A 24,177-nucleotide genomic window follows, 5' to 3' on the forward strand; every position below is an offset into this window, starting at 1 on the left:
GACAATGACCTGTGTATTGTCGTTTGTTGGCACGCGTACCCGAGACCCATCCTACAGGATGGGTCTTTTTTAGGTTTACGAGTATCGTTCAGGAGGAAAAATTTATGAAAAAGAAAAAGACGATCGGCACCCTGCTTTTGGTAAGCGGTTTAACGCTGTATTTGTCGTTGAACGCACCCGAATCCGCTTACGCCATGCACATTATGGAAGGATTTCTTCCGTTCGGCTGGGCCGTTTTCTGGTGGGCCGCCTTTCTGCCCTTCTTCATTCTCGGGCTGCGGGCGCTCCGGAAAATAACGAAGGAAACGCCGGAGCTGAAAATTATGCTCGGTCTGGCCGGGGCCTTCACCTTCGTGCTGTCGGCACTGAAAATTCCGTCCGTGACGGGAAGCAGCTCGCATCCGACGGGCACAGGGCTCGGAGCGGTCATGTTCGGTCCGCTGCCGATGAGCGTGCTGGGCTCCATCGTGCTGCTGTTTCAAGCTCTGCTGCTTGCCCACGGCGGGCTGACGACCCTCGGAGCCAACGCGTTCTCCATGGCTGTCGCAGGTCCGTTCGTAGGTTACATGGTGTACAAAGGAATGATGAAGTCGACCGGTAAGCAGAAGCTGTCCATCTTCACGGCGGCGACGCTCGCCGACCTGTCCACTTATATCGTAACGTCGCTTCAATTGGCGCTCGCTTTTCCAGCCGAGCAAGGCGGCGTAGCGGCTTCGTTCCTCAAATTCGGCGGCATTTTCGCCATCACGCAAATTCCGCTGGCCATCAGCGAAGGTCTGTTGACCGTATTGATCTGGAATTGGCTGCAAGCCTACAGCTCGGAAGAGCTGTCACTGCTGCAGCGTAAAATGAAAGGAGCGCGCGAGCTATGAAAACCGGAACCAAAAACATCCTGCTGCTTGTCGCCGTCGTCCTGCTGGCCGTGCTGCCGCTGCTCTTCGTGAACGCGGAGTTCGGCGGTGCCGATGGCGCCGCCGAAGAAATGATCAAGACGATCCAGCCGTCCTACGAGCCCTGGTTCTCGTCGCTGCTGGAGCCGCCGGCCGAAACCGAAAGCATGCTGTTCGCGCTGCAGGCTGCCATCGGAGCCGGATTTATCGGATACGTGATCGGCCTGTTCCGGGGTAAGGCGTCCAAGTCGAAACCGCAATGATTCGGCTGATCGATTCGCTTTCTTACAGCAACCGGCTGCGCGGCATGTCCCCGATGTGGAAATGCGGCTTCGCAGCCGCGCTGTTCATACTGTCGTACGGGTCGCATCCTCCCGTCCAAGCAGCGATTTTCGCCTGGATGATCGTGTGGGTCGTCCGGTATGCCCGAATTCCGCTGAAAGCTCATATGGTGATGCTGGGAACGGCTTGCCTGTTTTTTATCGCCAGTCTGCCGGCCCTGCTCATCGAGATCCAGCCGGGAAGCGTCGCCGCTCCCGGCTCCTCTGCGTTCGTTCTGTGGTCTCGGCCGTACGGGTCCGTCTATGTCACCGAGACAGGGCTGCATACGGCTGCGGCGTTGTTCATGCGGGCGGCGGCTTGCTTGTCGGCCGTTTCGTTCGTCATGTTCACGACCCCGGTGGCCGAGCTATTTCAAGTGATGAAACGGCTGCGGGTTCCGACTCTGGCGCTTGAGCTGATGCTGATCACGTACCGCTTCCTGTTTATTTTGACGGAGACGGCGCACGATCTGTATACCGCGCAGCGGGCCCGCGGAGGACACAACGGCTTTCGCGGCAAGCTGAACGACACGGCAATGCTGATCGTCCGGCTGTTCGTCAAAACGATGCATCGCTACAAAGGATTGTCGCACGGTCTTGTCTCCAGAGGATTTACCGAGGAAATCCGTCTTGCCCCTTACCGGGCCGGTACGGTTCCTGCCCGTTACCGCCTCGAAAGCGGCATCGGCATCGCGATATTATTGCTGCTGGAGTGTTGGCTCCGTTGGAGGGGAATCGTATGAAACCGATGTTGGAAGCACTGGACCTCCGGTACAGCTATCCCGGTACCCGGAAGGAAGCGCTGCGCAGCTTGACCTTGATAATACCGCAAGGAAAAAAGACGGCGATCTGCGGCCATAACGGGTCCGGCAAATCGACCTTTTTCCTGCATGCGATCGGCATCCACCGCCCCGCTTCGGGACAGCTGAAGCTGAAGGGCGCGCCTTTATCGTACCGCCGCGACGACCTGCTGCGGCTTCGCCGGCAGGTCGGTCTTGTATTCCAGGACCCGGAGCAGCAGCTGATCTTGAATACGCCATACGAAGACGTCTCTTACGGTCTGCGTAATGCCGGGCTTCCGGAGGACGAGATTGCCGTCCGTACGGAGCGGATGCTGCTCTCCATGGGGTTGAAGCCTCTCGCCGACACCCCGCTCCACCAACTGAGTCTGGGGCAAAAGAAGCGCGTCGCGCTGGCGGGCGTGCTCGTGCTGGAGCCCGAGCTTCTGCTGCTGGACGAGCCGACGGCCTACCTCGACCGCTTGTCCGAGCGGCAGCTGCTGGAAGAGCTGGACCTTGCCCAAGAGCAAGGGATTACGGTAGCGATGGCGACCCACGATATGAATCTGGCCTACGCTTGGGCCGATTGGGTGCTGGTCATGGACCAAGGCGCATGCTGTATGGCGGGTCCGCCGAACGAAGTATTCGCCGACGAAGAGAAGCTGCGCTCGCTTGGACTGGAGCCGCCGATGCTGCTGGAGCTATGGCAAGCGCTCCCGGCCGCCGTCCGCAAAGGCCATGTCCCGCCCCGCAGCATCGAAGCGATGAAAGCTTTTTTGCAAAACGGCTATGGGACTGCAGGCGCTCTTTAGCAAGCAAACCAAGCGGCTCCGCCTCCGCTGGAAATACTGCCTTTTTAAAATAATACTTGTATCATTATCGGTTTAGTTGTATATTGTTACAGAATCACAACTGAATATTGTGGGAACAGGTGCTCCCCTACGTTCGCGTATCGGAGCTTAAAAGGGAAGCCGGTGAAAAACCGGCGCGGTCCCGCCACTGTAACGGAGGAGTTTTACGCCATACTTAGCCACTGATCTGCGGATTGGGAAGGCCGGCGCAAGACCATGATTCCGGAGCCAGGAGACCTGCCTGTTCTGACAGCACTGCTTTACCTACGGGAGATAGGGAGGTGTTAAAGATGGCAGCCGCCGTGCGTATTCAACGAGGGGCATCTTTATCCTTTTTCGCTTTAGGGTAAAGATGCCTTTTTTTGTGTTTTCAGGATTCAAATAACAGACAAAAACAAATTTGAGGAGGCTCGTAAACATGAGTCGGATCGTAAGCAGCAATATCGGGTACCCGCGCATCGGGGCGAAACGGGAATGGAAAAAGCTTCTGGAATCGTTCTGGGCAGGCAAATTGCCGGAGGAGCAGTTTTTGAGCGGGCTGGAAACGCTCCGCCTGGCGCATCTCAAGGTTCAGCAGGAAAAAGGAATTGAGCTGATTCCGGTAGGAGATTTTTCGTTATACGACCATATGCTTGATACGGCGGCGATGTTCGGGCTCGTTCCGAAACGTTTTGCTTACGACGGCGGTCCGGTTCCTCTCGCCACCTATTATGCCATGGCCCGCGGAACCCAAGGCGCTCCGGCGTGCGAGATGACCAAATGGTTCAACACGAACTATCACTACATCGTGCCCGAATTGAACGGTCTGACTCCAACATTGACCGTGAACAACCCGCTGGAGGCTTACCGCGAGGCGAAGCGCACGCTCGGGATCGACGGGAAGCCGGTCCTGATCGGACCGTATACGTTCCTGAAGCTGTCCAAAGGCTATGCGCCGGAGCAGCTGGACGCCTTGATCGAATTGTTCCTGCCGCTGTATAAACAAATTTTGACCGAGCTGGAGCAGGAAGGCGCCGCGTGGGTACAGATCGACGAGCCGATTCTGGTTACATCCTTATCCGAGACCGATATGGAGCGAATTGCAGACATTTATTCGCAGCTGCACGCTGCCGCACCCGGTCTGAAGCTGATGCTGCAGACGTATTTCGATTCGGTCGAGCACTACGAGCGGACGGTCGCCCTGCCGGTTCAAGGCATCGGACTCGATTTCGTCCACGGAGCAGAGCGGAATATCGCCGCCCTGCGGACACATGGGTTCCCGGCGGACAAGGCACTGGGCGTCGGATTGATCGACGGGCGCAACGTATGGCTGGCCAACCTCGAAGCCAAGCTGCAGCTGCTGGATGAGGTGTCCGCTCTCGTCCCGTCGGGGACGTTGATCGTTCAGCCTTCCTGCAGCCTGCTGCACGTCCCGGTGACGACCCGGACGGAAGAGCAGGCCAACGCCGAACTGCTGCCCTTCCTGGCCTTCGCCGACGAGAAGCTGGACGAAATCGTTCTGCTGAGCAAGGCGGCGGCCGGAGAACGAACGGACGCCGTACGGTCCGGGCTGGAAGGAAGCGCACGGCTTGTTCGGGAGCTGAACGATTCTCCGTTCCGCAACCGGACAACCGTCCGTGCGGCTACCCGGCATATTGCCGGAGGTTCATCGGCCAGACAAAGCTCTTATTCCGTGCGCCATATTCTCCAGCAAAATAAATTCCAGCTTCCGCTCCTGCCGACAACGACGATCGGCAGCTTCCCGCAGACGCCGGAAGTGAGACAAGCGCGCAAACGCTGGAGAACCGGGGAATGGAACGAAGCGCAGTACCGGACCTTCATTCAGGAGCAAATCCAAGCCTGGATCAAGATTCAGGAAGAGCTTGGCTTGGACGTGCTGGTGCACGGCGAGTTCGAACGGACGGATATGGTGGAATTTTTCGGCGAGAAGCTGGACGGCTTCCTGTTCACCCGGAATGGCTGGGTTCAATCATACGGCTCCCGCTGCGTCAAACCGCCGGTCATCTACGGCGATGTCGAATTCGTCCAGCCGATGACGGTGGAGGAAACGGTCTATGCGCAGTCGCTGACGAGCAAGCCGGTCAAGGGCATGCTTACCGGTCCGGTCACCATCCTGAACTGGTCGTTCGTCCGCGACGATATCTCCCGGGAGCAAGTCTCCTACCAGATCGCCTTGGCATTGCGTCAGGAGGTGGAGGCGTTGGAAAGCGCCGGCATCGGCATGATCCAGATCGACGAGCCCGCGCTGCGCGAAGGCTTGCCGTTGAAACAGCAGGATTGGCAGCATTATCTGGACTGGTCGGTACACGCTTTCCGCTTGACCTCGGCCGCCGTGAAGGACACGACGCAAATTCACACGCATATGTGCTACTGCGAGTTTCATGACATTATCGACGCGATCCACGCTCTCGATGCGGACGTCATTTCTATCGAAACGTCGCGCAGCCACGGCGAGTTGATGCAAAGCTTCGACGAGCACACGTACGATCAGGGCATCGGTCTGGGCGTATACGACATTCACAGCCCGAGGGTTCCGGCCGTCGACGAGATGGTCCGCACGATTGAACGCGCGTTGTCCGTTTTGGAGCCGGATCTGTTCTGGATCAACCCGGATTGCGGGCTCAAGACGCGAGGTGTCGAAGAAACGGTCGCTTCCCTGCGCAACATGGTCGCTGCCGCCGAACAGTTCAGAGCGCGCTGCGCCAAAGCGTAGCCCATACGGAGCCATCCCGTAACTTGTAGCGGGGCTTACAGGGCTCTAAGCTACGAAAAAGCAAAAAAAGAAACCGCTTCTTTGCACAATGGGGTATGATCCCCATTGGACAAGAGACGGTTTCTTTGTCGTCACAGCCTTTGACGAAAAGAAGGCTGCTTTAGTGTTGGTGGCTTCGCGCCGATAGGTCAGTTGACTTTGACAAACGACCACTTTTGCGCATCCGTTCCATTGTCGCTCCACTGCTGGACCGCCGCGCCGTCAGCGGTCGAGGAGCCGGATACATCCGCGACCAGTCCGCTCGCTTTGGAAACAAGCTTGAAATAGCCGCCGCCCGCATCGACGATACTCCACCTTTGCGCAGCGGTTCCGTTATCGTCCCACTGCTGCAGCTGCACGCCGCTGGAAGTCGACGAGTTGGGCACATCCAGCACTTTTCCGCTGTGAACGGCCGTGAGCTTGTAGTAGCCGTCCCCGGTGCTCTCCACCTTGAACTTCTGGTTATTGGCGACGTAGTTGGTCCATTGCTGTATTTTGGCCCCGCTCTGCGTCGACACGTTCACCACATCCATCACCTTGCCGCTGGCCTTGGAGGCTATCGTATAAATACCTCCGTTGACAATGCCCGGCGAAGCTTGGTACACGCGCACGTAATCCACCAGCATTTGCGACGGGAACGGTGTGGAAGGATCGGGACTGCCGGGCCAATTCCCGCCCACGGCAAGATTCAGCAGGAGGAAAAACGGCCGTTGAAACTCCTCCGTGTTCCCGGTTCCATTTTCAATATAAAAAGCGTTGTATTCCTGGCCGTCCACAAACCATCTGATATATTTGGAGTCCCACTCTACGCTGTACACGTGATACTGGGAAAAATCGAGATTGCCGGAAACCCGCCCGTAATCGGCGTGTCCTCCCGCATCCCAGTGTACGGTGCCGTTGACATGCGGATTGTTGTTGACCCGTTCCATAATGTCGATCTCGCCGCATTTAGGCCAGCCTACCGCATTGATGTTCGAGCCCAGCATCCAAAATGCCGGCCACAGCCCTTGACCGGAGGGCAGTTTGATGCGCGCTTCGATTTTCCCATAAGTAAAGCTCTTCAAATTTTGGGTTTTAATCCGCGCAGAGGTGTAATTCATGCCGCCATAAGATTCCTTGCGCGCCGTAATGACGAGATTTCCGTCCGCAACCCGCACATTTTCGGGCCGGTTCGTATAATACTGCAGCTCATTGTTTCCCCACCCGTTCTGGCCCGTGCCGATCTCCGCAGACCAGTTGGCGGAATTTAAAGCATTGCCGTTAAATTCGTCGCTCCAGACCAGATTCCAGTTCGGGGCCGCATTCACATCGCCGATGGGCACCAGGGCGACCAGGAGAGTAAACAGCAGAAAAAAACTTAGCAGCTTTCCTCTTTTCAACATAAAATTCCCTCCTCATTTTCGGATCAAAGCTTCTGTCCCAAAGTAGATTAAATGACAGCGTTTACAGAAGCTGTAACTTCATTATAAACGGCCTCCAATTGATTGATCAACCTAAAATATGGGTTTATTTACATTTTGAAGAATAAGATAAATAAAAGCGGCAGCCTTGGACGTAACATGAAGTCCCGGACTGCCGCTTTATTTTTTCCCTGACCGTAATCCGTCAGATTTTTAATTGTATGTTATATAAATTCGCATAGGTGCCGCCCGATGCGATTAACTCTTCATGTGTTCCTTGCTCCTCCATCCCACGGTCCGTTAATACGACAATTCTTTGCGCATTTCTGACGGTGGACAACCGGTGGGCGATGACGATGGTCGTGCGATTGTCCGTCAGCCTCTCCAAGGAATCTTGCACGGCCTTCTCGCTTTCATTATCCAGGGCGCTTGTCGCTTCGTCAAAAATGAGAATGGGCGGGTTTTTCAGGAAAACGCGCGCAATGCTCAGCCTCTGCTTTTGTCCCCCGGATAATTTCACGCCGCGTTGACCGATATCCGTATCGTAACCATCCGGCAGCGACATGATAAAATCATGCGCATTCGCCTTTTTGGCGGCCTCAATGATCTCTTCCCTGCTTGCGTCGATTTTTCCGTAGCGGATATTGTCCGCGACGGTTCCGGTGAACAAGTAGACATCCTGCTGGACAATGCCGATGTTCCTCCTGAGCGAATGCAAGCCGACTTCATTGATATTCGTCCCATCAAGCAAAATTTGCCCTGCACTGACTTCGTAGAAACGGGGAATCAACGAGCAGAGGGTCGTTTTGCCAGCGCCCGAAGGTCCGACCAATGCAACGTATTCTCCGGCCTTGACATGCAGAGAAACGTCCTTGAGCACGTGGTCTTGATCTTCTTTATATTTGAAGCTCACATTTTTAAATTCCACGTTTCCTTGAACGTACGTCAGTTCGACGGCGTTATCCGCATCCCGGATATCCGGCTCCACTTCCAAAATGTCCATAAACCGGTCGAACCCGGTAATGGCTTCTTGATAAAGCCCGGCAAAATTCACGAATCGCTGAATCGGCTCGATGAGGATGCCGATAAATAGAAAAAAGGTAAGCAAATCGGCCAGCGCCAAGGAAGCGTTGACGATCGCAGCTCCGCCAAAGACCACCAGGGCGACGGTAATAAGCTGCGTGAACGCAATCAACCCTTCGTGAAACCAGGTCTCGCTTTTATAGCCGTCGCTTCGGCTTTGCACAAACCGTTTATTTTCGTAAGCGAACTTCTGCTTTTCCACCGATTCGTTGGTAAAGGATTGTACGACTCGAATCCCCGATAACGTATCTTCAAGCTGCGCGTTAATATCGCCGATCCGATCCCTGCTTCTTCTTAGCGCCCTGTTCATTTTCTTATTGAAAAACCACGCGTAAACGCCCATCACGGGCAGGAAGAGAAAGACGACGAGGGTAAGCTTAACGTCGATATGAAGCAAGATGATGAAGGCGCCGACAAACTTCAGGACCGAGATGAGGATATCTTCCGGACCGTGATGGAATAGTTCCGTCATAGAGAAAATATCGTTTGTCGCCCGGGTCATAAGTTGGCCTGTTTTTTGCTCGTCATAGAAGCGGAACGACAGCTTTTGCAAATGATCGAACAATTCGGTTCGCATGTCGCTCTCCATCTTCGCCCCCATCACATGCCCTTGATACGAAACGAACATGTTGCAAAGCGTATGCAAGGCGACCAGAACCAGCATGACCGCACCCATCGCGTAGATTTGCTCCAGCGCACGAGGTCCGCCTTCTTCCAAAACGTTTACGGTAATGTATCTGACGCATAAGGGAAGTGCCAGAGTAACGGCGGAAACCACAAACGCGCAAGCCAAATCCGCAAATAACAAACCTAAATAAGGCTTGTAATAAGATAAAAATTTTTTGAACCGAGTATTCAAGTCGCTTTCCTCCAATGATTTGGAGGGTTAACGAAGCGTTGCCCTCCAAGTTTTTTTCGTTTGGGTTTGGACTGCTCCTGTTTTTCTCATATACCTCACTCTTTTCTGAAATTTTTTATGAACAACATCCTCAACGTACCATACCCTTTAAAAAAGGATCAATCGTTAAAATCATTTAAATTATTTTTTCCGCTTGGTAGAGGTTCTTACCCCCTGATCCAGCCCTTCTCGTAGGCATAGCGCATCAATTGCACCCGGTTGTCCAAATGCAGCTTATGCAAAATATTTTTCAGATGGTTTTTCACCGTATGCTCGGAGATGGATAAAATTTCCGAAATTTCCCGGTTAGAGTTCCCTTTGGCCACGCACTCCAAAATTTCCTTCTCCCGCCCGGTGAGCGGCGAATGGTCGGGAATGCTCTGCCTGACGGAGGAAAACTCCTGAAGCAGACGCACGGCGATTTCGCGGGACATCGGGGCTTCGTCAATGGCGACGGCCCGCAAATATTCGTGCCAGGACGCGGGATGAAGATTTTTCAGCAAATAGCCCTGCGCGCCTTTCTTCAGCGCCTCGAACAAATGCGTTATATCGTCCGATACCGTAACCATGACAATTTTGACATACGGGAACCGTTCTTTAATCAGCTTCGTCGCTTCCAGGCCGTCCAATTCGGGCATGCGGATGTCCATCAGAATGACATCGGGCATCCACTGCTCCGCCAGCAGCACCGCTTCTTTTCCGTTCGTCGCCTCGCATATGATCTCAAACTCCGGGTCCGCTTGAATAATTTCCCGCATCGCCTGGCGCGCATGCGCATGGTCGTCGGCGAGCATAATTCGAATCGGTTGACTCATGGAATGGAATCCCCTCTCTTTCCTTACCGGCGGCGCTCGTTTCGCATCTTCTCGCCGTCCGGATCAACGATCGTACTCCTGTGATTCCATCTAACCATACCCTCCCGCAAACCCCCATGACTCAGTCGGGCTATTTCCCGCCGGACGATCGACAATTTCGTGACAAATCCCCGGCGGAAGCGCTTCAGTCTGACTCCAAAGTGCTATATACAAGCCGGAAACGAAAGTGCTAGGATTATCCTGAAAATGAAAGGAGGCGCATGTATGCATCGATGGATTATGGTGTCCCTGTGCGGAATTGCCTGCGTTCTGGGAATGGGATTTTTGTTCGCCGAGGTGCAGCGGCATTCGAGCGAGACTAAGCAGGAGGCGGCCGCTCCGGCTCTTCCCGATGCTCCGCTGAACGCCCAGGCTGCCGAAGCCGTCTACAAGCAGTCCTGCATCGCCTGTCACGGCAACGACCTGGAAGGCAAAATGGGACCGAATCTTCAGAAGATCGGCGGCAAGCTGTCGACCGAGCAGCTGTACAAAGTGATCCAGAACGGCCGCGGAGGCATGCCGGCGTTCAAGAGCAGCCTGAAGGACGAGGAGATTGCCAACGTCGCCCGCTGGCTGGCCGAAAAGAAATAATACGCGTGAAATAGGCGAAACGAATGGCGAAAAGATAACGAAACCGGAGGTTGAACAATTCACGGATGAAGCCATGGATTCAAAAGAACGGGTTTAAATTGACGGTCACCCTCCTGCTGGTCGCCCTTGCGATCTCCCTGTTTACCTGGTTCAACCAAGGGCCACCCCTGCCGGTCTTGAAGCAGGCACCGAACTTTGAGCTGAGCGGGTTGGACGGCGGGAAGGTATCATTAAACGATACGAACGGCAAAGTGCGTCTGGTCGAATTCCTGTTCACCAATTGCCCGGATGTGTGCCCGGCCACGACGTACAACATGGTCAAGCTGCAAAACGAATTAAAGAAAGACGGCATGTGGGGAAATAAGGTCCATTTTCTATCGGTCACCTTCGATCCCGAGCGCGATACGCCTCAAGCGTTCAAAACGTACGGAGACAAAATGGGGATGGATTACAGCGGCTGGACGCTGCTGACCGGGACGGAGAAACAAACGGCGGACGTCGCGAAAGACTTTGGCGTGATGGTGCAAAAGATGAAGGACGGCGGGTTCGTGCATACGGTCACATCGCTGTTTCTGGTCGACCAGCAAGGCCAAATCCGCAAAATTTATACGATGGGCGAAGAGATGGACAACGACGAGATTCTAAAAATGATCCGGCAAATCGCCGGATCAAAATAACGCTTATGGCGTCGGCTCAAGCAGGGGATCGGGAAGGTCCTCTGCTTTGTCTTTCTCTCTCCGGTACCACTGGAAGAACACGAGACCAAGCAGGCAGCCGTACGAAATTTCCTGCATAATCTTCATGATCACGCCCCCAAGCTGCTGGTCGGACAGCGGCGTTAACCACGGGCTAGAGAACGTCACCGGCTCCACCGGAATCGCATAGAACGGCAAGCAAAGCAGATGCGCGCCGGCGATGTAGGTCTCGTACATCGGCGCTTTGGCAAAAATGATGAGCGCGCAGGCCGGCGTCAGCAAAATGCCGTTTATGAAAATATACCCCATTTTTTTCAGCTCGCTCATCGCATAGATCGCCCCGGCTGGACTGAATACGGACCACCATAAAGCGAACGCCGAGAAGAACAGCAGCAAATGCAGCGCATTATGAAGCGCATAATTGGACATCGCCGCATCGAAAATCATCGGGATGTGATAGAAAGAAAACGCGCCGTTGAACAAAAACATCGCAAAGATCGGATTGCCGAAAACAAGGATCACCTTCCGGCTCCACGGATTGTCGCTGAGCGACCGGAAAAAGCCTTCCGGCATCCCCCGGAGCAGCAGCGGCGGAACGATCAGGTACATCACGGACTGCTGAAGCATATGAATGCTGAACCAGAAATGCCCGCCAAGATTTAGCGGCCCTCCGAGCGCAAAGTACAGCAAGAACAGCCCGACAAAAAAGCTCGCCATCTGCCGCCCGGACACCGTGCCGCCCTTGTAGCGCATGTAAAACACGGCCGCCAGCGCAACCGTCAGAAACATTTCCGGCCCCCACACTACCCGGAACCCGTACGTTTCCATCATCAACTGAAAGTCCAAGCTCAAAGCCTCCTTACCTTCTTCGACTTCTGGCATCCCCTCCATCTTACCTAATTTCGCTCCCGGTTCCTATGACACGAAAGGGCCATCTCGCTGTCACAAAGGAGACAAGCTTTGTTCACCGGACCGACGACGAAATGACTCATTCGAGGCATGCCGCCAGGGCATTCTAAGACTACAATGAGAAGCGTGAAGGAGGAACTGTCATGACCTTAGCTTACAAGATGCTCATCGCCGACGACGAGGACCGGATCCGCCGCATATTGAACCTGTATTTGAATAAAGACGGCGCCGCCGTGGACGAAACCGGAGACGGAACGCAGGCGCTGCAAATGGCTTTAGACCGCGATTACGATATTTTGCTGCTCGATTGGATGATGCCCGGCCTGAACGGCCCCGAGATTTGCCGGCTGCTCAAACAGGTTAAGGCTACGCCGGTGATCCTGCTGACGGCCAAAGCGGACGAAAGCGACCGCCTCCTCGGCTTCGAAGCCGGAGCGGACGATTACGTGCTGAAGCCGTTCAGTCCGCGCGAGCTGATCTGCCGCATTCATGCGATTCTGAAGCGGACCGCTCCGGGAAGGCTCCGGCTGGAGAACAAATCGCGCCACGACATCGTGCTGCCGCATTTGGTCATCGAGCATCTGGCCCGGCGCGTGCTGATCGACGGTCACGAGATCGCTCTGACTTTGAAGGAGTATGATCTGCTGCGTTATTTTGCATTAAACGAGAACAAGACGTTGACTCGCGAGGAGCTGCTGAAGGAGGTATGGAAGTACGAGGTGATCGTGGATTTTCGGACGGTGGACTCCCATATCCGGCGCATCCGGGAAAAAATGCAAGCCGTCTCTTCGCCTGCCGCCTCGATGCTTCGCACGGTCTGGGGCATAGGCTACCGCTTGGATGTGCCGGCTTCCTTCGCCCGTGGAGGGGGCGCCTAGCCCCGGTTCGGGACCGCCCTCCGGAGAGGAAACTCGTGCCGGGCGATGAAAAGAGCCGCTTCCGAACGAGCGGCTTGTCCGTCCTATGCGCTAATGAAGGTTAAAGGAAGCGTTGGCTCCCTTTTGGAAGACAGCACGGTATGTATCCGGCTGCACCAGATTCACTTGTCGTTGACAAAAACGCTTTGGGCTACGGTAAGAAAGGCTCGAACGGCCGGCGCAGCATCGGAGACGGAAGGACATGCTAACGCCACATTACGCCAGTCGGATACGTTCAAGCTGCGGATTTGGAGATTTTGCTGGGTCTTGAGAAATAATTCCGGGCCAATCGTGATTCCGAGCCCTTCCTGAACCATGTTAGCAATGGTGCTACAATCCTGCACTTCAAACCGGATAGACGGCTTGACCTTCGCTTGTTGAAAAATTTCTTCGATGTGCGATTGATACATTCCTTTTGGCATAATAAAGGGCTCGTCTTGCAAATCTTCCACAGCAATCATTTCGCGCTGCTGAAATTTATGACCCGCAGGAAAAGCGACAACCATCTTATCTTGGATGAGCGGTACCGTGTCCCATTTCGTATGCTTGTCCTGCTGCACAACAAATCCGATGTCGATGACTCCTGTATCCAACCATTCCGCCATTTCCTCATACGTGCCTTCGTAAAATCTGAATTCGATTCGGGGATGCTTCTTCTGGAATTTTGCAAGAATTTTAGGCAAAAGGCAGGAGGAAGCGCTGTAAAAAGTGCCGATACGCACGGTCCCCGCCTCCAAGCTTGCCGCTAAAGCCAGCTCCTGTTGAATGCGTTCCGTCCGATTTAAAATTTCCCGGATATGAATCAGCGTTTTTTGTCCGACCTCGGTGAGAACAAGCTCCTTCTTCCGATCGCGAATCAATAGCGTCGCGCCCCATTCCGCCTCCAGACTGGCGATCGCATGGCTCACGGCCGATTGAGTCATGTTCAGCTCTTCGGACGCTTTGGTGAAGCTGCCAAGCTCGATCACTTTGGCCAAAACCTTAAAGCGGGCAATAGTCATGAGCTTTTACTCATCCCCTTTATGAAAAATAACAATTTTACTCATGTTACCACGCGATATAGAATAAGGGCAACGTGTGACAAGGAGTGAAAAGGAATGAACCGATTTTCCATTTATTTGCTAGCTTTAGGTGCGTTCGTATCGGGTACGGCAGAATTCGTCGTATCCGGCATTTTGGAAATCATCTCTAAAGATTTTCAGGTTTCGATTTCATTGGCCGGACAGTTGGTCACGATCTATTCTTTATCGTATGCGTTAGGGGCTCTTGGATTGGTGATGCTGACGGCAAAGTTCGGGAGAAAAAAAGTGTTGCTCTATTCCATGGTTACTTTTATCGCTGGAAGCATGATTGCCTTTTTCAGTTCTCATTTCGGCCTGCTGATGTTTTCCCGAATTGTACTGGCCATGAGCGGGGGACTGTACATCGTTATTGCCACCAACTACGCAGCCCGGCTCGCCCCGCCTGCCAAACAGGGGAATGCGATGGCCACGGTCATTACGGGATTTACCGTTTCTTTAATATTGGGCGTCCCTGCCGGAACGCTGGTTGCCGCCTATATGGATTGGCGCTATATCTATCTCATGCTTGCCGCCGTTACGCTGATCGTTCTCCTGCTGCTGGCGAGATTCATCCCAAGGCTAGAGGGAGAAAAACCGATCCCTTTAAAGCATCAATTGCTTTTCATTCGCGACAGGCGGTTGATAAGCGGATTTCTCACTACCGTATGTTGGATTCTCGGGTATACGATGGTTTTTGCTTACATCGCTCCGCTGTTGAGCGCCTTTGCCGGTTTTTCGATCGAAATGGTCAGTATATCCCTTTTGACTTTAGGCGTGTTTGCTTTGATCGGGTCGCGTTTTGGCGGGTATGCCGTCGATAAATGGGGACCTGTCCGCACCATTTCCATTAGCTTGAGCATTCACGCGATGGCCTTGTTCCTATTGACCTTTACGGTAACTTCTACGATAGGGGTGCTGTTGACCCTTATGATATGGGGAGCCGCCGCATGGACAACGACTCCCGCAAAACAATTTTATTTTATTTCTTTAAAGCCTCAAGCGCCGGAAATTGTTTTAAGCTTCAATACCGCCTTAATGAATATAGGGATGACCTTAGGGGCCGGTCTGGGAGGACTGGTGACGGAGTATTCCTCCGTTCTGCATTTGCCATGGATTGGCGGCGTTATGGAATTGGCCGCCTTGGCCGCTATCTCTTATTCGTTTAGGTCGAATAAGAAAGGCGCATAAACCGGGCGGGGCCCACCCGCTGAAGTTACAACGGCAGGCCCGCTTCCAACTTGCCTAGCGCTTCGTCCAGCAATCCGGCGAAATCCGCATCCGGATGTTCCGCATAGTATAGCATCACCGAGATGTTGACGCCGATGACCGCTCCGGCGAAGGTTCGCACGGCTGCATCGTCCGGCTCCCGGCCGGTGCGCTTGGCTGCCAGCTCCGCGATCAGCTGCATCGTCTGAGTCAGGTTGTTCAGCGCTGCGGCCCGCAGCTCCGGCACCGTCATGATGAGCTGATTTCGTTCGCGCATCGTGGCGAGCTCATCGGCAGACATGTCGCCAATCGCGGAAACCATGGCCTGGCGCACTGCTTGTAAAGGACTCAGATGTGACGGTTGAGCTTCAAAAGCGTCAACGAGAACGGGATCGTAATTGTCTCTTAGCAGCACGTCCTCCTTGGTGGAAAAATACCGAAAAAAGGTGCTGGGCGAAATCTCCGCTGCCTCCGCAATCTGCTCCACCGTCGTGGCGTTATAGCCCAGCTCACGGAACAGCCGCAGCGCGTGCATTTGAACTGCTGCCATCGTTTTTGCTTTTTTGCGCTCGCGCAGCCCCATGGTTCGTTTATCGTCCGGTGACACCTTGCTCACTCTCCGATCTTGTTTTATTTATAGCTTCCCGCCGGGATGGTCCGCTCCAGAAATTGCTCAAGCTGATGATCCCGATCCTGCAACGCAAATTCGGCTAACAGCCGCTCTCCGACGCCCGATGCATCGGCGGCCAGCACGGCGCGGACCGCTTCCGCGTTCAATAATGCCCGCGGCGATAGGAGCAAACCGTTCATCATCATATATTTTCCGAACAATTCCATATCGGGCTTGCCGACGGCTTGCTTGCGGTACAGCTCAAAATATTTTTGGGCGAAGGCGATCCCTTCCCGCGAATGCGATCCCGTGTATTCCACGCCGGACCAGCACAGGTCGGCAACGGCCGTGAGCCACCAGGCGGGATCGATTGCCTCCTGCATCCGCCTAAGCGCTTCACGCTCGAAGAATGGCTTCGGCCGGGTGCGCCATTCGTGCAATTGAGTGGCCAGCAATTCCGCTTCGATGGCGGCGACGGTAATCCCTTGACCGTAAATCGGATCGAAGTTGCAGAGCGCGTCCCCCATCACAAGCAGCCCGGACGGCCACCGCTCCATCCGCTCGAAGCGCTGCCGGAAGCATTCCGGCACCCGAAACCCGCGCGGTGGCCCCAGCGGCTCGCACGCTTGCAGCAGCTCGGCAATCGAAGGATCCTGCAGAGCGGCCAGCTCCTGTTCGTATAGCCCGGCATCGGTCGTCGGGTAACGCTGTCCGCCGGCGTAATACAGTACGACTTCGGCCGTATCCTGTTCAACCGGTCCGAATACGGCAGTGCCGATTCCTTTGGCCGGAACGCCTTCGGTGACGACCACGCTCCATTGCTCCGCCACATGCGAAGGGATTCTGTAATAGCGCGTGCTGTACCCGAGCGAGGCTTTCAGACGTTCCGGTTCCGGCACGTGATAGCCGAGAGCCTGAAGCCATTTTACCAGCTTGGAGGACCGGCCGCTAGCGTCCAGCACCAGATCGGCTTCGAGCGTCATTGACTGCGCCGTCTTACTCCGTTCCCGAACCGCAACACCTGTTACTTTTGCGCCGTCCGAAGCCATCTGCAGCCCCGTTGTTTCGTACCCGCTTACAAACCGCACATTGGGGATCGCTTGAAGGCGCCGGCGAATGACCCATTCCAGCAGAGCCCGGCTGGCGCCCGCATCTTTCCGGTCAACCACTTCCATGGTTCCGTAAACACTGACGGACCGGATGCGTTTGCCCTCTTTCGGGAAAGCCCCTTGCGCCAGCAAATCGTCCGTCCAGCCGGGGAACAGGCTCTCCAGAATAAGCTTGCCGCGCGGCAGCAGCCGGTGCGGATGAAACGCCTGAGGCGTACCCGGACGGTTCCCGGGCTTGTCCGGAAAGTCGTCCTTGTCCACGACGAGAACTTCGTCGTAATGCTCCGACAGCACCCGCGCCGCCAGCATTCCAGCCATACTGCCCCCGATGACCAGCGCTCTTCTCCAATTTGGCTCGTTACTCATGCTCGCAGCTCCTTTTCAGATCGTTGGATTATTTTGATAGTTACACGATAATGATAATATATGTCTTTTGATAGTTACTGTCAAATTATAAAGCGATATCGTTCGGCAAAAAAAAGAAAACCGCTCCCCGGAAGGAACGGTTGACCTGAACGAATATTGTCCGCTGAACGGATGATCCCGATCAGACTGCTTCTGCTCTTAATTTTTTCCGAATCAGCCGGATAAACGATTCTGCGACCGGCGTTAACGGATGATCTTCGGCTGTGCATATCGCAATCGGCCGTTTCAGCTCGACATCCCGCACATACACTCGGGCTACCTCGCCCCGCTCGATATATTCGCGTGCCGCCATGGCCGAGATGAGATTTGCCCCGTACCCGGCACCGACCGCTCGAATCGTCTCGTGCAGTCCGTTAAACTGCATCCCGATCTTCGGCTGCCTTACGTTATAGGTCCGACACATCGACAGGAACCTTTCGCGGGTCGAGCTTCCCTCCTCCCGGATGACGAACGTTTCTTCCATCATTTCCTTTAAAGAGGCTTCGCGGTTCGCCAGAGGATGCCCGGCCGGAACGATGAACCACAGCTCTTCGTCGAACAGATGCTCCCATTTCATTCGGGGCTTCTCCCAACCTCCCGCAATAACGGCTACGTCTGCCCGGTGCTCGCTTAGGAGAGCGAACGCTTCGCGGGTATTGACGGTGATGACGTTGATAGCAACGTCTTCATGCCGGGTTTTGAAATACGCAATCCATCTCGGAAGCAGCACCGTTCCGGGGAGGTTGGTCACGGCAAGCGTCAGTTCCCCTCGTTTTCCCGCCGCAATGTCGCTCATCCGGTTCTCGATTTCGCGTTCCGCAGCGAACAGCTTGCCGGATAGAGCATACAGCTCGCGGCCCGCATACGTCAGAGCAATGCCCCTGCCCTCCGGCCGAACCAGCTTGAGACCGATTTCTTTTTCCAGATTTCTTAGATGCTGGGTGACAGCAGGCTGACTGATGCGAAGCTCCTCTGCCGCTTGGGTTACATGGCCGGTCTGGGCTACGGCATGAAATACTTTAAGCGCATGCAAATTCAAGGCTATCCTCCGTTCGCACGAAACTCATAAGTATAACTTATCGGTTGGTTATCATTATATATTAGTTTTTTTCGAGGGGGTGAACTATTTTAAGTATGATCGGCTTACGCTAAAGGACCTTTTGAGGAAGAGAGTGAATGTGAATGGATAAGACAACGATTCGCGGGAAAAAGGAAGTGCTGCGGATCTCATGGATTACGGCGCTTTGTCTAACGGGGGACTCGATGCTGTACATCGTGCTGCCTTTGTACTGGAAGGAAGCCGGTCTGGACTCGCTCGTTCAGGTCGGCATTCTTTTGTCCGTCAACCGACTGGTTCGCCTGCCCTTGAACCCTATCGTCAGCCGGATTTACCGTCATATCAGCCTGCGGCAAGGCATGCTCGCAGCGGTCGTGCTGGCGATCCTGACGACCGCTTCATACGGTTTCATCCACACGTTCCCCCTCTGGATTGCAGCTCGGTGCGTCTGGGGGCTGGCTTGGTCTTTGTTAAGGCTTGGCGCCTATTACGCCATCCTGGAGCTTTGCCGGGATCGCAACGAAGGCCGGCTGTTCGGCCTGTATAACGGTCACTACCGGCTGGGGAGCCTCGTCGGGATGCTGCTCGGAGGCGCCCTTGCTGAGATGCTGGGGCTTCGTACCTTAGCATGGCTTCTTGGTGCAGCGACCGTTTGCGGTGTTCCTTTCCTGCTGCGTGGCCTTCGAATCGACGATGTGCAAAAGAAATCCGTCCGGCTGGCGGAAGCTTCCGTTCCGATTCCGCAGCAGCGCTCCGGAACAGCCGCATTCATGACCGTGCTGAAAACCAAAGACGTCCCTTGGCTGCTCGCCGCCGCTCTAGGCTCGGCCATGATTTACGAAGGGATGCTGACCTCCACGCTCAGCAATTACGCCGAAACGAGACAGGCCTCGATGACGGTCCTCGGCTTTACGCTCGGCGGCGCGTTTATCGCCGGGGGACTGCAGGCGCTGCGGTGGGGCTGGGGCCCTTTTCTGTCGCCGTTCATCGGCAGCCTGTCGGATCGGCAGTCCAATAAAGCCCGCCTGCTGACGTGGACGATGGGCGCAGCAGCTGCCCTGCTGTTTTTGTTTCCGCTGCCTTTGCCCATGTGGGGCTGGATTGCTGTGGCCGTTGGGCTTTTGATGACATCGACTTGTACGACGACGCTCATGGATACCTTGGCGGGCTCCGTCTCAGGCACGCTAAGCATACACGATCGAAGAACCGTCATGACGGCCTATTCCGTCACGTTGGACGTGGGAGCGGCGCTCGGTCCGGCCGTCTCGTTCTGGGTGGTGCAGCAGGTGGGGTATCCTGCCGTTTATTGGGGAGCTGCGGCGATGTGGCTCGGGCTTTGCTGTTGTTTTTTCGTTGCGAAACCGTTCCCCGGAAGGAACGGCTTTGCATCATCTCCGCATCGACTCTAAGCTTGGATACTCGTATCCTCTGCCTGCGCTCCGATTGGCTTCGCGGCATGACACAATAATCCGGCCACCACCACGCCGATCAGCACGACAATCAAGGCGCGAAGTAAGCCGACGGACTCGCCAATGATCCCCAGGATCGGCGGACCGACAAGGAAGGCGAGGTACCCGGCCGTCGACACCGCGCCCACCCTCGCAGCGACCCCGCGGGGATCGTCTCCTGCGGCGGATAAGCCTACGGGAAATCCGAACGCCGAACCGAAGCCCCACAGCACAACGCCGATGGCGGCAGCCGTGTAGCTTTGTCCCCAAATGACGATAAGCAATCCCGCAATTGCGGATAGCGCGGAAGCCCGCAGGACGGCGACTCTGCCAAACCGGTCGAGCAGCATCCCGCCTGCTGCGCGGCCAATGGTCATGGCGGCTACGAACAAGCCGAAGGCAAACGAGCCCGTCGCCGGTGAGACATGGTAGCCGTCCACGATGACCAACGGAAGCCAGTCGTTCGCAGAGCCTTCCGCAAACGCCATTCCCAAGACGACGATCCCGATCAAAATCGTGCGCGGCTCTTTCCACACGGCCATGCGCTCCCGCGCGGTCATGGGCGGTTCGCCCGACTCCGCGGCACGCTCTTGCCCGGTTCCGGCAGGGACGAACCGGTAAAAATAGACGGCGCACAAAATCACGACAACCGCGGCAAGCGACAAATGAGCAAAAACGGACAGCCCGGCTCCAATCGCTGCCGAGCCCGCAACGGCCCCCACCAGATTGCCCACGCTGAATGCGGCATGAAAGCCGGTCAGCAGCGATTTTTGAGCGGCGCGCTCGACGGCTGTCCCCTCGACATTCATCGCCACGTCGCATATTCCGTTCCCGAAGCCGAAGACGGCCAATCCCAGGAACACTGCAATGCCGCCGCTAAGCCAAACCCCGCTCAGCGCCACGATTCCGAGTCCTCCCGAGCTGATCGCCAATCCGGCCATCATGACAAAGCGCCCTCCGCGGCTTGCAATAAGATGACTTGCGCTGAACAATCCGACGATGGAGCCGACGGCCAAGCCAAAAATAATCCATCCCATCTCGGCGGTAGTAGCGCCTAACGAATCCCTGATCGCGGGAGTACGCGAAACCCATGTGGCAAGCGCAAATCCGGGCAGCGCGAATATAAAATAAATGGCGACGCGCCATAGTTGAATTTGGCGGCTGCTTAGCGAATGTTCCATGCCAATTCTCCTTTTCAAGCCGGCTGCGCAATCAATCGATTCCGAGACCCAGCATCGTTCTGATCGTAAGTTGATTTAGCCCGTGGAAGTAATCTTCCTCCCAATCCCGGACAAGAAGGGACGGCAAATTATCTGCCGGAACATAGGACGCGCTTCCTTTTCGGACATCGGCAAGATCGCGTTCGGTCAGATCCGTACTGCAAAAAAGGACGGTATGCGGGTTCAGGGTGGCCGTAAACACGGCGACCAAACGGCTCATCGCGTCGATCAGCTTCGCACGCCTTTCCGTACCGTCCTGCGCGGAAGGTGGCTCTTGAACGGCTTGGGAAAAATTTTGCGAATCGTAAAGCGGCAAAAAGGAAACTTCGCCCGAAAAAAAGCTGCTCCCCCTTACCACGTCGCCGTTCACCATAATCCCGGCGCCGGGACCGTTCTGTCCCAGATACAGGTACACCAGAGAGCGGTTTTGGTCGTCTCCCGAGCGGTCATGGTACCCAAGAACGGTAGCGTTCATATCGTTTTCCACTTGGACCCGAAGCGAAAAGCGTTCCTCATACAAGGCTTTGAAATCGAAGTTCTTGAACTTTTCGTAATCGGGAATATGGAAGACGCGCCCATTGTTCACCGCTCCCGGGACTCCCAAGGTCAGAGCGCGCAAATGAGGATAACGCTGCACGAAGGTGCCGATCTGCTCGGTCAACCGCTCGGGTCCGTCGTGCAAAACGCCGGGAAGCTTCTCGCGCCCGATCACCTCACCCACATAATTCAGGAGCGCATAGGAGGAATAATCCTTTTCGAGTGCTACGGCGAGTCCCGTCATATGATCGGCATTTAACCGGTATTGCTTCGGACGCCGGCCTCCGCTGGATGCTCCCAGCCCCGTTAACACAACCTCTCCTTGGTTGTTCATTTCATCCAGCGTTTTACTAATCGTCGGAAAGCTGATGCCCGTACTCTGCGCAAGCTCGGCCGTGGTCGATACCAAATCGCGATACAGCACCGCACGAATTTGCCGACGAATCATATCCCCCATCATTTTGGGTTGAACGAAAGGAAGCTTCATGGCATTCACCGCCAACTTATTAAAGTTCTTTAATTACTTTCCGAGTGTATCACAGATTCGTCCGGGGCACAACGAATGAATTCCGTGAAATCCTAAACGACTTCCGGTACAAAAAAAGAAAGGGAAACGGCATGGCGCCGATTTGACCCAAGACGATGAAACCATCCAAACGCTTTACCATGATCTTCAATTAAGGTTTTGCTAATTTTATGTAAAGATTCGCGTGTGCGAGTCAACTAAAAAACTTCCCGCAAGCCGCTTTCGGCGGTTCACGGGAAGTTCTGTTATCCGATCCGTTGACCTTCCAGCCAACGGACCGCCTCTGCGAAATGGTCGCCCGACCGCGCTAAAGCGGCGGACGCTTCCTGCCTGTCGATGCCGAACCGGTGCATCAGAATCGCCAGGCGCGCATCGCCTTCGGCCCGCCGGGCCAGTTCCTCCGCCGCAGCCCGGTCCGCTCCGGTCGCTTCGCCAATAATGCGCACGACTCGGTCGCGCAGCTTGGCGTTCGTCGTCTGCACGTTCACCATCAAGTTGCCGTACACTTTGCCAAGCTGAACCATCACCGTTGTGCTGATCATGTTCAACACCATCTTTTGCGCGGTGCCGGCCTTCATGCGCGTCGAACCGGTGACTACCTCGGGGCCGACCGGCACCTCGATGCCGTGCACCGCCGCCCGGCTAAGCTCGGTACCCGTGTTGCACGAGATGCCCACGGTCAAAGCGCCGATCCGGTTGGCCTCGCGGATCGCCCCCAGCACATACGGCGTCCGGCCGCTCGCCGTAAGGCCGACGACCGCGTCCGCCGCCGTCGCATGGCGCGCGATATCCGCCGCTCCGGCTTCCAGATCGTCCTCCGCGTTTTCTACGGCGTTCATCATCGCTGTCTCGCCCCCGGCAATAATGCCGCGCACGAGCGACGATTCGACCCCGAACGTCGGAGGACATTCGGACGCGTCCAGAATGCCGAGCCGGCCGCTCGTGCCGGCCCCGATGTAATAAAGCTTGCCTCCCTGCCTCAACCGCGCCGCAATCGCGGTAATCGCTTCTTCGATTTGCGGCAGCGCGGTTTGCACGGAAGCGGCAATTGTACCGTCCTCGCCGTTGATCGTCTCGATGATTTCCCTCACGCTCATCCGGTCCAAATGGACGGACTTGGCGTTACGCTGCTCCGTAACCGGCTGCCGTTGTTCGTTATGCGTCATAAAATCTCCTTCCCTTCTCGGCTCCCTGATCGCATTAGTTGCCTTTCTCGTCCCGTCTTACTTGACCGCGCCCGCCGTCATGCCGTCCATGAACTGCCTGGAGGAGAGGGCGAACAGCACGATCATCGGCAGCGACGACAAGGTTAGCCCCGCGAACAGCACGCTCCAATCGGTGGAGTATTCGCTGAACAGCGTCAGCATGCCGACGGGAATCGTCTTTTTCACTTCGTCTTGGATGAAGATCAGCGGGAAGAAGAAATCGTTCCACACCGTGATGAAATTCATGATCATGACCGTTCCGAGCGCCGGTCGCATCAAGGGCGCCACGATGCTCAGCAGCAGGCGGATATCGGAGCAGCCGTCGATCCGGCCCGCCTCCTCCAGTTCCTTCGGCAGCGTCCGAAAAAATCCGGTCAAGATCAGGACCGACATCGGGATGCCGATGGCCGTATACATCAGAATCAGCGAAGTAACCGTGTTCATCAGCCCCAAATTTTTCATCAGCATGAACAGCGGAACGATGCCGAGCTTGACCGGAATCATCATGCCGAGCAGAAAGAAGAAGAACAGCGCCGGATTCCAGCGGAAAGGGTATCTCGCAATATAGAACGAAGCCAGCGAGCCGAACAGCAGGATCAGAGCAACGGATACGACGCTGACCGTCAGGCTGTTCCAGAAATAATCGAAGTATGGCAGCTGGTCCAGCAGCTTCTTATAGGCGGCCATGCTCCAGGACTTCGGCAGTCCGATCGGATTTTTGAAAATGTCGATGTTCGTCTTAAAAGAAGACAAGAGCATCAGAACGATCGGATAGAGGCTGAGAAGCGCAAACAGACTGGCGATAACATAATGTGACGCGCGTAATGCCGGGTTTGTTTTCACGAAGCGTCTAC

At 55.3% G+C, this 24,177-nt stretch carries 22 protein-coding genes and 1 riboswitch; of the genes, 10 read left to right on the forward strand and 12 right to left on the reverse strand.

Going from position 1 to position 24,177, the window contains the following annotated elements:
• Positions 1–104: 104 nt before the first annotated feature.
• From QMG93_RS30485 to metE, 5 genes are all read left to right on the forward strand, one after another.
• The gene (locus tag QMG93_RS30485; protein ID WP_281943258.1) at positions 105–872 is read left to right on the forward strand and encodes an energy-coupling factor ABC transporter permease; all 768 of its coding nucleotides are present in this window, start codon (positions 105–107) and stop codon (positions 870–872) included.
• A complete protein-coding gene (locus QMG93_RS30490; RefSeq protein ID WP_127461117.1) occupies positions 869–1,153 on the forward strand; it encodes an energy-coupling factor ABC transporter substrate-binding protein in 285 nt (94 codons plus the stop codon). The genes QMG93_RS30485 and QMG93_RS30490 overlap by 4 nt, the downstream gene beginning before the upstream one ends.
• On the forward strand, positions 1,150–1,953 hold the full coding sequence (gene cbiQ, locus QMG93_RS30495) for a cobalt ECF transporter T component CbiQ (RefSeq protein WP_281943261.1): 804 nt from the start codon (positions 1,150–1,152) through the stop codon (positions 1,951–1,953). Before QMG93_RS30490 ends, cbiQ begins: the two co-directional genes overlap by 4 nt.
• Entirely contained in the window at positions 1,950–2,801 is an 852-nt protein-coding gene (locus QMG93_RS30500; RefSeq protein WP_281943263.1) for an energy-coupling factor ABC transporter ATP-binding protein, read from the forward strand. The genes cbiQ and QMG93_RS30500 overlap by 4 nt, the downstream gene beginning before the upstream one ends.
• A 100-nt stretch (positions 2,802–2,901) precedes the next feature.
• A riboswitch (cobalamin riboswitch) is annotated at positions 2,902–3,100 on the forward strand.
• 158 nt (positions 3,101–3,258) lie between these two features.
• Positions 3,259–5,553 (forward strand): 5-methyltetrahydropteroyltriglutamate--homocysteine S-methyltransferase, encoded by a 2,295-nt coding sequence (gene metE / locus QMG93_RS30505; protein WP_281943265.1) that lies wholly within the window; start codon positions 3,259–3,261, stop codon positions 5,551–5,553.
• 188 nt (positions 5,554–5,741) lie between these two features.
• Here the strand turns inward: metE and QMG93_RS30510 are convergent, their stop codons facing one another.
• The 3 genes from QMG93_RS30510 to QMG93_RS30520 form a co-directional block, all read right to left on the reverse strand.
• A complete protein-coding gene (locus QMG93_RS30510) occupies positions 5,742–6,974 on the reverse strand; it encodes an RICIN domain-containing protein (protein WP_281943267.1) in 1,233 nt (410 codons plus the stop codon).
• A gap of 223 nt (positions 6,975–7,197) precedes the next feature.
• Complete coding sequence (locus tag QMG93_RS30515; protein ID WP_281943270.1) at positions 7,198–8,934, reverse strand: ABC transporter ATP-binding protein; 1,737 nt, start codon at positions 8,932–8,934, stop codon at positions 7,198–7,200.
• Between the two features lie 206 nt (positions 8,935–9,140).
• Positions 9,141–9,788: a response regulator gene (locus QMG93_RS30520; RefSeq protein ID WP_054973898.1), complete on the reverse strand. Its 648-nt coding sequence runs from the start codon at positions 9,786–9,788 to the stop codon at positions 9,141–9,143.
• Between the two features lie 264 nt (positions 9,789–10,052).
• Here QMG93_RS30520 and QMG93_RS30525 point away from each other — a divergent pair, with 264 nt between their 5' ends.
• Both QMG93_RS30525 and QMG93_RS30530 read left to right on the forward strand, forming a co-directional pair.
• A complete protein-coding gene (locus QMG93_RS30525; protein WP_281943273.1) occupies positions 10,053–10,418 on the forward strand; it encodes a c-type cytochrome in 366 nt (121 codons plus the stop codon).
• Positions 10,419–10,483: 65 nt separating this feature from the next.
• Positions 10,484–11,095, forward strand: a complete 612-nt coding sequence (locus tag QMG93_RS30530) for an SCO family protein (RefSeq protein ID WP_010498014.1) — start codon at positions 10,484–10,486, stop codon at positions 11,093–11,095.
• Between the two features lie 3 nt (positions 11,096–11,098).
• On the opposite strand, the gene QMG93_RS30535 is transcribed toward QMG93_RS30530, so the two are convergent.
• Complete coding sequence (locus QMG93_RS30535; protein WP_281943275.1) at positions 11,099–11,959, reverse strand: cytochrome c oxidase assembly protein; 861 nt, start codon at positions 11,957–11,959, stop codon at positions 11,099–11,101.
• A gap of 206 nt (positions 11,960–12,165) precedes the next feature.
• Here QMG93_RS30535 and QMG93_RS30540 point away from each other — a divergent pair, with 206 nt between their 5' ends.
• Entirely contained in the window at positions 12,166–12,900 is a 735-nt protein-coding gene (locus tag QMG93_RS30540; RefSeq protein ID WP_281943277.1) for a response regulator transcription factor, read from the forward strand.
• Positions 12,901–13,061: 161 nt separating this feature from the next.
• Here the strand turns inward: QMG93_RS30540 and QMG93_RS30545 are convergent, their stop codons facing one another.
• Positions 13,062–13,940, reverse strand: coding sequence for a LysR family transcriptional regulator (locus QMG93_RS30545; RefSeq protein WP_281943279.1), 879 nt, complete (start codon positions 13,938–13,940; stop codon positions 13,062–13,064).
• Positions 13,941–14,036: 96 nt separating this feature from the next.
• Here QMG93_RS30545 and QMG93_RS30550 point away from each other — a divergent pair, with 96 nt between their 5' ends.
• Positions 14,037–15,188 (forward strand): MFS transporter, encoded by a 1,152-nt coding sequence (locus QMG93_RS30550; protein ID WP_281943280.1) that lies wholly within the window; start codon positions 14,037–14,039, stop codon positions 15,186–15,188.
• A 25-nt stretch (positions 15,189–15,213) separates the two neighbouring features.
• On the opposite strand, the gene QMG93_RS30555 is transcribed toward QMG93_RS30550, so the two are convergent.
• The 3 genes from QMG93_RS30555 to QMG93_RS30565 form a co-directional block, all read right to left on the reverse strand.
• Entirely contained in the window at positions 15,214–15,789 is a 576-nt protein-coding gene (locus QMG93_RS30555) for a TetR family transcriptional regulator (RefSeq protein WP_281943347.1), read from the reverse strand.
• A 47-nt stretch (positions 15,790–15,836) separates the two neighbouring features.
• Positions 15,837–17,291 carry an NAD(P)/FAD-dependent oxidoreductase gene (locus QMG93_RS30560; RefSeq protein WP_281943281.1) on the reverse strand — a complete coding sequence of 485 codons (1,455 nt, stop codon included), beginning with the start codon at positions 17,289–17,291 and terminating at the stop codon, positions 15,837–15,839.
• A 181-nt stretch (positions 17,292–17,472) separates the two neighbouring features.
• Entirely contained in the window at positions 17,473–18,369 is an 897-nt protein-coding gene (locus QMG93_RS30565) for a LysR family transcriptional regulator (RefSeq protein ID WP_281943283.1), read from the reverse strand.
• A 143-nt stretch (positions 18,370–18,512) separates the two neighbouring features.
• Here QMG93_RS30565 and QMG93_RS30570 point away from each other — a divergent pair, with 143 nt between their 5' ends.
• Positions 18,513–19,796, forward strand: a complete 1,284-nt coding sequence (locus tag QMG93_RS30570; protein WP_281943285.1) for an MFS transporter — start codon at positions 18,513–18,515, stop codon at positions 19,794–19,796.
• Here QMG93_RS30570 and QMG93_RS30575 read toward each other — a convergent pair.
• The 4 genes from QMG93_RS30575 to QMG93_RS30590 all read right to left on the reverse strand — a co-directional run bounded on the left by QMG93_RS30575 (position 19,793) and on the right by QMG93_RS30590 (position 24,166).
• Positions 19,793–21,016 (reverse strand): MFS transporter, encoded by a 1,224-nt coding sequence (locus QMG93_RS30575; protein WP_281943286.1) that lies wholly within the window; start codon positions 21,014–21,016, stop codon positions 19,793–19,795. The two genes, QMG93_RS30570 and QMG93_RS30575, sit on opposite strands and share 4 nt — an antisense overlap.
• 31 nt (positions 21,017–21,047) lie before the next feature.
• Entirely contained in the window at positions 21,048–22,079 is a 1,032-nt protein-coding gene (locus tag QMG93_RS30580; protein WP_281943288.1) for an ROK family protein, read from the reverse strand.
• Positions 22,080–22,363: 284 nt separating this feature from the next.
• A complete protein-coding gene (murQ, locus tag QMG93_RS30585) occupies positions 22,364–23,284 on the reverse strand; it encodes an N-acetylmuramic acid 6-phosphate etherase (protein WP_281943290.1) in 921 nt (306 codons plus the stop codon).
• 57 nt (positions 23,285–23,341) lie between these two features.
• Positions 23,342–24,166 (reverse strand): carbohydrate ABC transporter permease, encoded by an 825-nt coding sequence (locus tag QMG93_RS30590; RefSeq protein WP_281943292.1) that lies wholly within the window; start codon positions 24,164–24,166, stop codon positions 23,342–23,344.
• Positions 24,167–24,177: the final 11 nt, after the last annotated feature.

The organism is Paenibacillus tyrphae, assembly GCF_027925525.1.
Lineage (GTDB): Bacteria > Bacillota > Bacilli > Paenibacillales > NBRC-103111 > Paenibacillus_G > Paenibacillus_G tyrfis_B.